Genomic DNA, 11,214 nt, shown 5'->3' on the forward strand with positions numbered 1-11,214 from the left:
ATTATCCTTCGCGGGTTATTTTTTGTTTGAGTTCCCAACGCTCTTGGGCATCAATACACAACGTAGCAATGGGTCTGGCAATGAGACGTGGTAAACCAATTTCTTCATCAGTCTCTTCACAGTAGCCATAATCACCGGATTGAATCCGGTCCAATGCCTTATTGACTTTTTTCAGTAATTTACGGTACCGATCTCGGGTTCTTAATTCAAAGGTATTCTCAGTTTCTCTGGAGGCCCTTTCAGCTTCATCACTGATATCTCTGGCTTCAGAACGTAAATTGGCAATGGTCTCATTAGACTCATTCAGCAATTCTTCTTTCCATTGTTCGATTCTGCGACGAAAATATTCAATGTGCTTATCACACATGTATTCTTCTTTTTCAGTGGGCACATAGCCTTCTGGTAATTCTAACTTAGGGGTATAACCTTCAGGTAAGTCGTTAATACTTCTTTCAGCCATAATTGTCTCCTTTATATGCCACCGAATTTGGTGCACATGCTAAAATATGGATTCATGGTTAATTTTCAATGCTGGATACAATCCATCACGTGTACAAATTAAGCCGAACTTTATACCTGAATCTGACCAAAAGAACAACTGTTTTTAATGATAAGATCACTATTCATTCAACTTTTGAAAGGCTACCAGTTGCTTATTAGCCCGTTTCTTGGCAACCGCTGCCGGTTTTATCCCAGCTGTTCAGAATACATGATTATTGCGGTACAGAGATTTGGTATTTTTCGTGGCATGTGGCTCGGCTTTAAACGCCTCGGTCGATGTCATCCACTAACGGAAGGCGGGGTTGATCCAGTACCGGAATCAAAATCAACAAAACAAACAGAACCACCTAAAAACGAACAAGGCGCCAATTAATACCCATTGTAGAGACAAGGCATGCCTTGTCTCTGTCTAATGTGCATTTATCATTCCGATTTGTCAGCCATTTGTTCATTTATGGCCTGATTTACACGTTTTTTCAAAAGGCCCATCGGCACCGCACCACCGGTGAGAATCCAATCGTGAAAATCTTTCATAGAGAAATCATCACCAAGTTGTTTTTGTGCATATTCTCGCAGTTTTAATATCTCAATCATGCCAAGTTTATAGCCCAAGGCTTGTCCCGGCCACACCATATAGCGTTCCACTTCAGCCACAGCATCCGATTCAACCACCGCGCCCACGGTTTTCATGTAATCGATGGCTTGCTCCCGACTCCACTTTTTATGGTGTAATCCGGTATCCACCACCAAGCGTACGGCACGGAATAATTCTGCTTTTAAGCGGCCCACATCACTCATCGGATCATCTTCATATTGACCCATTTCCTTGGCCAACAACTCTGCATATAAAGCCCAGCCTTCACTGTAGGCATTAAAAGAAGCGATTCGTCGCAATAACGGTAAATCATCTTGTGCCAAGTTGGTGGCAATCTGCCAATGGTGCCCGGGATTGGCTTCGTGATAGGTTAGGGTTTTCATCTCAAAAGTCGGCACAGCTGTAATGTCCCGCAAATTAATCCAATAAATCCCCGGCTGACTGCCGTCAATACTGGGCGATGAATACATACCGCCGGGCGCAGAGGCCTCACGCGCTTTAGAGAAGGGCCTAACCTCAATGCCATAAGGCGGTGTTGAATTAAACATCGCCGCTAATTTCGGGGTAAATTCATCAATATAGCGATTCAAATCAGCAATCACATTCAATCGACCGGCATCACTGTCTTCATATAAATAAGCAGGATCCTGATTGACAGCCATTAGACGCTCTGCCACCGTGCCTTCGTCATAGTCTAGAGATTGAAGCAATACATCCAATTCCGAATTAATACGTGCAACCTCATCTAATCCCAATTGATGAATTTCATCTGGTGTTAAATCCGTATCTCCCAGGTTTTTAACCGCCTCCCGATAATAGGCGGCACCATTGGGCTGTGCCCAGATTCCGGCCTCCGGTCGGGCTTTCATAACTAATTGTTGCTGTAAATGAATCATCAGGCCATACGAGCCATAAACATTTTGTTCAATGGCCTGCTCGGCTTGCGCCAAGAGATCATCACGACGTTCAGCCGATACATCATTTATGTTCGGTAATTCTGTGCTTAAACGCAGATACAGCGGATGTTCCTTGACCACGGGTGCCACAAAACTTTGCAACGCCTTAATGGCTTTTTCAACAATCACTTTCGGCGGTATCCAGTCCTGACTGACATCGGCATCGAGTTTCGCCACCAGCGACTGTACAAAACCGTCAAACGCTTCCAAACGCGCAATATAAGCCAACACATCCGCTTCGGATTGAAGCGGCTGATTGGTAACAATTTGATTGGGCACATCAATTAACGGCCCATTGATTTGATTCACTATAAACGGCGACAAACCCATCCAAGGATCAATATAACCAATCGAAAAATCATCAGCCCCGCCATAATATCGATTAAGATGCATCATCACCGCTTTATTCTCCGCCGCCTGCCCTGTGTTGGTTTCCTGTGTTTCAATCTGTTTATTCAGTGCCCTGAACCCTTGTCGAAGTTGCTTGTCAGCATCCGGACTGTAATCACCTAATTTAGACTGAAAACCATCACCGGCCACGCTTTCATCAACCCCCAATACCGTGGCATAAGTGGATCTGGCTGTTAACAGATTTTGTACGCTTTGCCGGTAATATCGTAATAATAACTGATCTGGTTTTTGAGCTTGTTGCTCACTTTCGACGGCTTTTGAATGTGCCTGCTCAGGCGCAACCCCGCTTGGACTGGAATTATCTGTCGTTGACTCACCTTGACAAGCTGTTAAACCTAAAACACACATTAAAGTAATTAGCAGACGCATGGTTATTCCTGATTCTTAAAGCCATAGATAATAGTCCATCACCGTTTGTTAATCTATCATTTATTAATTTATAACAACAAGATTATTTTATTATTGTTAATCGTTCTCATTATCACTATAATTCGCAACCTCTTAAAATTTATAAATTAAATACCATGAATCAAAGACATTACATGTCAGTATTGTTGGCTTTGGTCGCAGGATCAGCAGCTGCAGAAGACGTAACAACCGCGAGTCAAAGCATCAAACTGGATCCGGTGGTTATCATCGGTTCATCAGAAGACGCCCAGGAAGTGACCGGTTCGGCACATGTTCTGGATGAGACTGATTTTGAAAAATTCAAAAACACCGACATCCAGAAAGTATTACGACAAGTACCCGGCGTATCCATTCAAGTAGAAGACGGTTACGGCTTAAGACCCAACATCAGTATTCGTGGCGTTGTCACCGAACGCAGTGGTCGAATTACTTTATTAGAAGACAATGTCTTAATCTCACCAGCACCCTACTCCGCACCCTCAGCTTATTACTTTCCTACCACCGGCCGTATGAATGGTATTGAAATACTCAAAGGCCCGGCAGCCATTACCCAAGGCCCTTACACCATTGGTGGTGCCATAAACATGATTTCGACACCCATCCCCAATGATACCGCTGGACGCTTAAGCTTTGAGTACGGCGAAGACGCCACATGGCGTTTACATGGCCATTATGGAGATTCTTTTGAAAACTTTGGTTATTTGGTTGAGACGCATAATTGGCAATCTGACGGTTTTCAAACCATTGATCGCAGTGATACCGATACCGGTTTGGATAAAGACGATTATATGGTTAAACTGCGTTTTAATAACTCACCCCAAGCCGGTGGCATTTACCAACAATTTGATTTAAAACTCCAATCAGCCGATGAATCATCCAATCAATCTTACTTGGGTTTAACCGATGATGATTTTAAGGCAAACCCTTATCGACGTTACGGATTGACTGAATTAGATAACATTAAAACAGATCACGAGCAAGTGATTGCCCGTTATTCTCTTGAGTTTAATGAAAATCTGGCTTTACGTGCCACTGCTTATAACAATGAACATGCCAGAAACTGGTTCAAAACCCAAGGTTTTGACGCAAATGGCAGTGCCAATGCCCAAGATTTCAGTGGCACCGGCTGGGGTTCAATTATCAACGCAGTAAACCGTGGCACTGATATCAACGGTTTAACGGCAGCCGACTTGCAGGCTATTTTGGATGGTGCAGATACCGCTGATGGCGCCATCCAAATTCGTGCCAACAACCGCGAATACCACTCACGCGGCATCCAACTTAATTTGGACTGGGGTACCACCATTGGTGATGCCAACCATCAATTTGAGTTTGGTTTACGCTGGCACGAAGATGAAGAAGACCGTTTACAGAGAAATTCAACCTACAGTCAAACTGACGGCCAGTTGTTGTTAAGTGATCTGGGTTTATTGGGCAATGCGGGTAATCGTATCCAACAAGCCGAAGCCTTGGCTTTACACATATATGACCGCATTGAAATCGGTCAATGGGTGTTTACACCGGGACTGCGTTACGAAAACATCGATCAAAAACGTATTCGCTATGAAACCCGCAGTGACCGCACAGATAATCCAGCTTCCAGAACCGCAGACAGTATTCGTGACATTCGCGAAAATAGTACTGAAGTGCTGTTACCAGGCGTTGGTGCTTTGTACAAATTTGGTAACGGATTCTCTCTGGTTGCCGGTATTCACAAGGGCTTTACGGCGCCGACCAACGCACCGGGTGTCAGAGAAGAAAAAGCCATTAATTATGAAGCCGGTTTACGTTTCAATAAGGGTTTGTTTCGCGCGGAAATGATTGGTTTCCACAGCAATTACGATAACCTCTTGGGTGTCTGTACCGTGTCCAGTGGCTCAAACTGTGAAATTGGCGATGCTTTTAATGGCGATGCTGCCAGCATTACCGGCTTAGAAGCAAATATCAACCACCAGTGGGACTTAGCCTCAGGATGGTCGGTACCGGTATTAGCCAGTTACACTTACATTGATGGCACCTTTGACAGTGACATTGCGGATACTGACTTCTTCGGCGATGTCAGTAAAGGCGACCCGTTACCCCAAATCCCTGAGAATCAACTTTATGCTGAAATCGGCTTAGTCAATAACAAATGGGCATTCTATCTATCAGGTAACTACATAGATGAAACTTGCACTCAGGCCTCTTGTGGCGAATTTGAGTCCACTGACAGTGCTTTTTTTGTCGATCTATCAACACGTTTTCAAGCCACCAATAGGCTGTCTGTGTTCGCCAAAATTGAAAATCTGAATGAAGAAGACGCCATTTTAGGCCGCTTACCCTATGGTGCAAGACCCTATCGCGGTCGCACCGCAGTGGTGGGCATGCAAATGGACTTTTAATCTGAATTTTGATAATAAACAGCCATGTTTATCATGGCTGTTTATTCATCGTGATGGCGCAAACATAATCTCAACGGACGAGAATTGATTACTCTGTAATCAAAAAGCCGTTGTATTGATTATTGTTGAATGGTTCAATGCATATTGACTGTTGTGATTTGATGGCAAACTCATTGCGAAATTTAATGCGATTGCCATCCTCAAGTAAGGCTGTAATCAGGTAAAAACCACCTTGGTAAACACAGGCAGACACCACTGCGTTGCTGGTTTGCTTTGGGTTGATGAACAATTGGTTTTTATTCACTGCCACTTGTACTTGTTGCTGAGGTGCAAACTTATTTTTGTTGGATAAATCGAAAGATCCAATGGCGGTGTTTAAGCGACCATCTGCGGAGATGCGGCCGCTGACTAAATTGGCGTGATTTAAAAAGCGCACCACATCGGGATGTGCGGGCTTTTGATACAGATTTGTCGGGGTGTCCCATTGCAATAATTGACCGGATAACATCACACCCATCTGATCAGCCACAGCAAAAGCCTCCTCTAAACTGTGAGTTACCCACAACGCCGTTGAATGATCAGCACGCAACATTTGTTTCACTTCATGCACCAGTTCACTTTGCAAACCGGTTTCAACGCTTGAAAAAGGCTCATCCAATAAAATTAATTGCGGTTTAGGCGCCATCGCCCGAGCCAAGGCCACCCGCTGTCGTTGGCCACCGGATAGTTGATGCGGATAGCGGTGTTTAAATTCACTCAAACGACATAATTCCAAGACATCATCCACACGTTGATTTTGTTGTTGCTGGCTTTGGTTCTGTAAACCGAAAGAAATGTTTTTAGCCACGCTTAGGTGCGGAAACAAGGCCAGATCCTGAAACAGCATGCCCACATTACGCTGCTGGGGCGGCGTCATCTGCTGAGCACTGGCCACACAATGGTTGTTAATTTCTATACATCCTGAATCAGGCTGTTCAAAACCGGCAATAAGACGCAATAAGGTGCTTTTGCCGCAGCCGCTGGGTCCCAGCAAACACGCAATCTCACCTTGATTAACGGTTAACGACACATCACTCACAACCTGTCGATAATCGTAAGAAAAGGCAATGGATTGCAGTTTTAGTGTTTGATTAATCATAACTATTAATTATTGATGCGTTTATTTAACCACAACACCGGCAACAATCCGACCACTACAATACAAAGTGCCGGTAAGGCAGCATCTGCCAGGCGTTCATCCGATGCCAGTTCATAGGCTTTCACGGCCAAGGTATTAAAATTAAATGGCCGCAACACCAAGGTGGCGGGTAATTCTTTCAGTAAATCCACAAACACCAGCAACAGTGCCGTCAAAAGTCCGCTTTTTAACAGCGGCAAATGGATTTGTTTAAAAGTAACGAGATTGCTTTTACCTGTTAATAAGCTGGCTTCATCAAGATGAGGTTTAATACCTTGATAAGCGGCATCAATGGGTTGCATGCCAACCGCCAGAAAACGAATTAAATAAGCAACCATCAAAGCCATGAAGCCGCCGCTAAAAATTAACACAGGTACGCTGTTTGACCAGCCGGACGAAAGCCAGCGGAAACCGACATCTAACCAGCCAAACGCAATGGTAACTCCCACCGCAATCACGAGCCCAGGTACCGCGTAACCGAGTCCCAATGCCGTTATCAGACGTTTAATGCCAGCTTTTTTAGCATTTCTTTTTATATACATTAAAGTGACTGCCACCAAGACAATCAAAATGGCGGTTGCAGCGGCTAACAAAATACCATTAGCAGTTAGTTCAATAAACTCACCCAACCATTGGCTGAAGTTTGACTGACTAACCATAAAAATCAATAACAAGACCGGCAGAATAAAACCTAACAGCACCACTAAACCACACCAAAAGGAGGCCATCCACTTGGCAATTCCCGATAACTGAATCGGACGCGTGTTGACTTGACCGCCGTGAACCACATCATAGCGTGCGGATCCACGCAGGTTCTTTTCCAATACCATGATAACAACCACAAATAACAGCAAAATACCGGCAATTTGTGCTGCACCACCCAATGAACCCATACCGAACCACGCTTTTAAAATACCCGTGGTTAAGGTATTAACGCCAAAATAATCAACAGTGCCGTAATCAGCTAAGGTTTCCATCAAAACCAACGCCACACCACCAAACACAGCAGGCCGTGCCAAAGGTAAAGCAATTTGTGAAAAATAAGACCAGGTACTGCCGCCTGATAACTGATGAGCTTCCAGCAATTGCTTGGATTGTTGATTAAAAGCCGCGCGGCTCATTAAGTATACGTAGGGATATAAAACCACCGTCAGCACCATGATGGCACCACCCAATGAGCGGATATTGGGAAATAAATAGTCACCGTAAGACCAGCCCGTCACACCTCTCAAAGCGATTTGTAAAGGACCGGAAACATCCAAAAACCAAGTGTATGCATAAGCCACAATATAAGCCGGCATAGCCATGGGTAATATTAACAACCAGGTAAAATGACGACGTCCGGGAAAATCATGCACTGCCACCAACCAAGCACAACTAACACCCAGCAGTAAAGCACCCAAACCAACGCCGATAACCATCAACACTGAATGCAACAAATAGCTGCGCAAAACCGTGGTCACCAAATGCCGCCAAAGATCAGCCTCCGGTGTCAGCAGTTGCAGCAATAATGCCAAAAACGGTAAACAGAATAAAGCGGCAATCAGCCACACAACGACATGCGTTGGATTAGATTTAACAACCCCCATGTCGGTGCTGATTTATTGTTCCTAGGGCCATTCAACACGATCCATAATTTTGACGGCTTCTGGTCCTAATTTTCCCAGTTCAGCCAAATTAATGGCATCTTTCTTAAATTGTCCCCAACCGGCCAAGGTGGGATGAACCACAGTGTTGTCCCTGATGGGGTATTCACCATTGACATTGGCATACCAACTTTGAGACTCTTCATTCAGTAGAAACTCCATCAGCTGAACTGCATTATCCGGATTTTTCGCAGATTGGGTCAAAGCAATACCGGAAATATTGACGTGAGTGCCTCGGCCTTGTTGATTTGGCCAAAATACCTGAACTTGTTCCGCGGCTTTTACTTCTGCGTCATTTTCGGAGGACAACATCCCAAAGAGGTAATAGGTGTTTGCCACGGCCACATCACAAACACCGGCCGCCAATGCTTTAATTTGATCTCGATCACCACCCACCGGTTTTCGAGCAAAATTCTTAACCAATCCAGCTGCCCACTGCTCAACCGCATCCACACCATCAGAAGCCACCATTGAGGCCACTAAGGATTGGTTATAAATATTACTGGAAGATCGGATACACACCCGCCCTCGCCACGTCTCATCTGCCAAATCCGCATAGGTTGATAAATCAGCCGGATTAACCCGATCCTTGGCATACATGATAGGTCGGGCTCGCAATGACAAACCGAACCAATGTCCTTCAGGGTCTCGGTAGGCAGCAGGAATTAAAGTCTGCAACTGTTCACTGTCAACTGCCTGAGTCAATTGTAATGACTTGGCCCGATGTAAACGCCCGGCATCTACCGTAATCAAGACATCAGCAGGTGAAGCCACACCCTCCGCTTTTAAACGCTCAATTAGGGCATCGGCATTACCGGTAACTAAATTAACTTTAATACCTGTTTCAGTCTGAAAACGATCCAAGGCCGGTTTAATTAAGGCCTCTTTTCGCGCTGAATAGACATTCACTTCATGGCTGTTTTGTTGCTCACAACCGGACAACAAAAGCGACAATACCAGACTAAGCAATAGCAGAGAAACTAAGCGAGATTTATGCATAATATGGACCATTAAAAAGAATGCGCTATTTTAGTGATAATGATTATTGTTTGCAACGAATTGAGTATAATTTAACACTAACTAACGGTATTTTACTGCTTTTTACCCGATAATAGATATAACAGCCCCATACATTAATCATCAAAACATATACGAAATCACTCGATTAAATCTATTATGGCTGATAAGCCAGTGAAATGCTTGTTGCATTGTAATAGAGCCAGCCACTGGTTTGTGATGATGCTGACCAACCCATTCCTAAGTCGTTTATCTCCAGGCTTAAACGGCTACCATTATTTGTGATGTGCCGACCTTTCGAAGTTTCTGCAACAACTTCATACTTTTCATAAAGCACATCTTGACCCATATTTTAGGCTGTGTGAGTGAATGCCAAAAGTAATTAACTTTCCCCATATTTTGTGCGGTTAACAGTAATTCATATTTCTCACCTGAGCCTAAGTGCTCCACCCTTAACGGTCTATCATAGGCCACATGAAATTTTTGATAATCTCTGGAGACTTCGCTTTGTGTCGATATAGATTTATACAATTGTTGTTGCTGGTGGTTTTGTCGTGCGATGAAAATCACAAACCCAAACATGATACCAAACAGAAAAATAAGTGCGTATTTAGGGTATCTTTTCATCGTTGTTAAGATATTTTTTTGAATTATCGTTTAATTTAGCAAATTAGACGGCTAAGCTTTAAATTGAGCAAATCATATTTGAATCACTCTTTAATTATAACTGTCAAATTAACTTTGACCTTCTTTTCACAGGTTTACACGGTACAATAAGCAAAAATATATAAAACACCATTATGATCTATAAACGATTTATTCCAACTTTAACTTTGCTTTTAATGACAAGCGCCCTATTGGCTCAAGACGATATACCCGATGACCACCGTTTGCGGGTGGGTGTCGCTGCGGTCAGTAGTAACAGTATATATCTTAATGGTGAGCGACAAAATGTTGTTTTCCCGGCTTTCGATTATGAGTATAAGAATTTCTACTTTCAGGCGGGTGACGCCGGCTATAAAATTTTGGATCAAAAAATATGGCAGTTAGATGTCGGCTTAAGTATCGATTTTTCTGGGGATGTGGATCGTGGTGATTCACCATTATTTACTCATTTACCGGACTTACATTATCCACTTTATTCCTTTGTCACTTTTGGCGCTTTAACCGATTACGGCTTATTTGATGTGCGTTATGATCATGAAATTAATAATAAGCATAATGGCCATATAATTTCTGCTAATTACACCGCTTACTTCAAACTTAAGGACTGGAAATTTTACCCAAAACTCAGTCAACGGCGTTACAGTGGCGAATTTGTTAATTATTTTTATGGTGTAGATACCGAGTTTGCCAACGATGAGTTACCGGCATACCGCGGCCAAAAAAGCGATGTTACTGAGTTGTCTTTGACTATTTTAAAGAATATTACGCCGCAATGGTATTGGGTTAGCAGTGTTCGTAATCAGTGGTTTAACGATGAAATCACCAACAGCCCGTTGGTCGATGATGACCAACGGCTGTCACTTTTTATCGGTGTACTGTACGAGATATTTTAAGCATTTAAAGCTTGTTCAATATCACGCGTTAGTTTTTCAGGTTTAGTGGTCGGCGCATAGCGTTTGAGCGGTTTACCATCTTTACCGATTAAGAACTTGGTGAAATTCCACTTCACTTTATCACCCAAAGTACCAGACAGTTCATCTTTTAGATATGTAAATAAAGGATGGGCATCATCGCCATTAACATCGATTTTATTAAACATCGGAAATTCAACGCCATAATTCACTTCGCAGAATGAATTAATGTCCTCGGCATCACCGGGCTCCTGACCACCAAACTGGTTACAAGGAAAGCCTAACACCGTAAAACCACGGTTTTTATAACTTTCATACAATTCTTGCAAACCTTTATATTGTGGCGTAAAACCACATTTACTGGCAGTATTCACCACCAACACCACTTGACCTTTATAATCAGCCAAACTGCGCATATCACCATTTAAAGTCTCAGCACTAAATTCATAAAAATCACTCATAATTAACCCACCTTTAAAAAAATTTCAAAATCTACTAATCCGCCAGCCTATTTGCTCACCTGAACAAATTATAAGGTTGCGTTT

At 43.2% G+C, this 11,214-nt stretch carries 10 protein-coding genes; 3 read left to right on the plus strand and 7 right to left on the minus strand.

The annotated features are described in order from the left end of the window. Position 1 precedes the first annotated feature (1 nt). Positions 2–460 carry an RNA polymerase-binding protein DksA gene (gene dksA, locus OS173_RS10445; RefSeq protein ID WP_267184231.1) on the minus strand — a complete coding sequence of 153 codons (459 nt, stop codon included), beginning with the start codon at positions 458–460 and terminating at the stop codon, positions 2–4. A gap of 147 nt (positions 461–607) precedes the next feature. On the opposite strand from dksA, the gene yidD reads away from it, so the two are divergent. Next, positions 608–874, plus strand: a complete 267-nt coding sequence (gene yidD / locus OS173_RS10450; RefSeq protein WP_267184232.1) for a membrane protein insertion efficiency factor YidD — start codon at positions 608–610, stop codon at positions 872–874. A gap of 50 nt (positions 875–924) precedes the next feature. Here the strand turns inward: yidD and OS173_RS10455 are convergent, their stop codons facing one another. Then, complete coding sequence (locus OS173_RS10455) at positions 925–2,832, minus strand: DUF885 domain-containing protein (RefSeq protein ID WP_267184233.1); 1,908 nt, start codon at positions 2,830–2,832, stop codon at positions 925–927. A 155-nt stretch (positions 2,833–2,987) separates the two neighbouring features. Here OS173_RS10455 and OS173_RS10460 point away from each other — a divergent pair, with 155 nt between their 5' ends. After that, positions 2,988–5,252, plus strand: coding sequence for a TonB-dependent receptor family protein (locus OS173_RS10460; protein WP_267184234.1), 2,265 nt, complete (start codon positions 2,988–2,990; stop codon positions 5,250–5,252). An 88-nt stretch (positions 5,253–5,340) separates the two neighbouring features. On the opposite strand, the gene OS173_RS10465 is transcribed toward OS173_RS10460, so the two are convergent. The 4 genes from OS173_RS10465 to OS173_RS10480 all read right to left on the minus strand — a co-directional run bounded on the left by OS173_RS10465 (position 5,341) and on the right by OS173_RS10480 (position 9,441). Beyond that, entirely contained in the window at positions 5,341–6,390 is a 1,050-nt protein-coding gene (locus OS173_RS10465; RefSeq protein WP_267184235.1) for an ABC transporter ATP-binding protein, read from the minus strand. A 5-nt stretch (positions 6,391–6,395) separates the two neighbouring features. Continuing rightward, complete coding sequence (locus OS173_RS10470; protein WP_267184236.1) at positions 6,396–8,018, minus strand: ABC transporter permease; 1,623 nt, start codon at positions 8,016–8,018, stop codon at positions 6,396–6,398. Between the two features lie 21 nt (positions 8,019–8,039). Continuing rightward, the gene (locus tag OS173_RS10475) at positions 8,040–9,074 is read right to left on the minus strand and encodes a Fe(3+) ABC transporter substrate-binding protein (RefSeq protein ID WP_267184237.1); all 1,035 of its coding nucleotides are present in this window, start codon (positions 9,072–9,074) and stop codon (positions 8,040–8,042) included. Positions 9,075–9,249: 175 nt separating this feature from the next. Beyond that, complete coding sequence (locus OS173_RS10480; RefSeq protein ID WP_267184238.1) at positions 9,250–9,441, minus strand: hypothetical protein; 192 nt, start codon at positions 9,439–9,441, stop codon at positions 9,250–9,252. 451 nt (positions 9,442–9,892) lie between these two features. On the opposite strand from OS173_RS10480, the gene OS173_RS10485 reads away from it, so the two are divergent. Beyond that, on the plus strand, positions 9,893–10,651 hold the full coding sequence (locus tag OS173_RS10485; RefSeq protein ID WP_267184239.1) for a MipA/OmpV family protein: 759 nt from the start codon (positions 9,893–9,895) through the stop codon (positions 10,649–10,651). Here OS173_RS10485 and OS173_RS10490 read toward each other — a convergent pair. After that, positions 10,648–11,130, minus strand: coding sequence for a glutathione peroxidase (locus OS173_RS10490; RefSeq protein WP_267184240.1), 483 nt, complete (start codon positions 11,128–11,130; stop codon positions 10,648–10,650). The two genes, OS173_RS10485 and OS173_RS10490, sit on opposite strands and share 4 nt — an antisense overlap. Positions 11,131–11,214: the final 84 nt, after the last annotated feature.

Origin of the sequence: Marinicella gelatinilytica (assembly GCF_026410405.1) — a bacterium.
Taxonomy (GTDB): Bacteria; Pseudomonadota; Gammaproteobacteria; order Xanthomonadales; family Marinicellaceae; genus Marinicella; species Marinicella gelatinilytica.

What these genes read in the sequence shown, in the direction of transcription:
- dksA (WP_267184231.1), bottom strand. Translation starts at nt 460, where the DNA reads ATGGCTGAAAGAAGTATTAACGACTTACCTGAAGGTTATACCCCTAAG.
- yidD (WP_267184232.1), top strand. Translation starts at nt 608, where the DNA reads ATGATAAGATCACTATTCATTCAACTTTTGAAAGGCTACCAGTTGCTT.
- OS173_RS10455 (WP_267184233.1), bottom strand. Translation starts at nt 2,832, where the DNA reads ATGCGTCTGCTAATTACTTTAATGTGTGTTTTAGGTTTAACAGCTTGT.
- OS173_RS10460 (WP_267184234.1), top strand. Translation starts at nt 2,988, where the DNA reads ATGAATCAAAGACATTACATGTCAGTATTGTTGGCTTTGGTCGCAGGA.
- OS173_RS10465 (WP_267184235.1), bottom strand. Translation starts at nt 6,390, where the DNA reads ATGATTAATCAAACACTAAAACTGCAATCCATTGCCTTTTCTTACGAT.
- OS173_RS10470 (WP_267184236.1), bottom strand. Translation starts at nt 8,018, where the DNA reads ATGGGGGTTGTTAAATCTAATCCAACGCATGTCGTTGTGTGGCTGATT.
- OS173_RS10475 (WP_267184237.1), bottom strand. Translation starts at nt 9,074, where the DNA reads ATGCATAAATCTCGCTTAGTTTCTCTGCTATTGCTTAGTCTGGTATTG.
- OS173_RS10480 (WP_267184238.1), bottom strand. Translation starts at nt 9,441, where the DNA reads ATGGGTCAAGATGTGCTTTATGAAAAGTATGAAGTTGTTGCAGAAACT.
- OS173_RS10485 (WP_267184239.1), top strand. Translation starts at nt 9,893, where the DNA reads ATGATCTATAAACGATTTATTCCAACTTTAACTTTGCTTTTAATGACA.
- OS173_RS10490 (WP_267184240.1), bottom strand. Translation starts at nt 11,130, where the DNA reads ATGAGTGATTTTTATGAATTTAGTGCTGAGACTTTAAATGGTGATATG.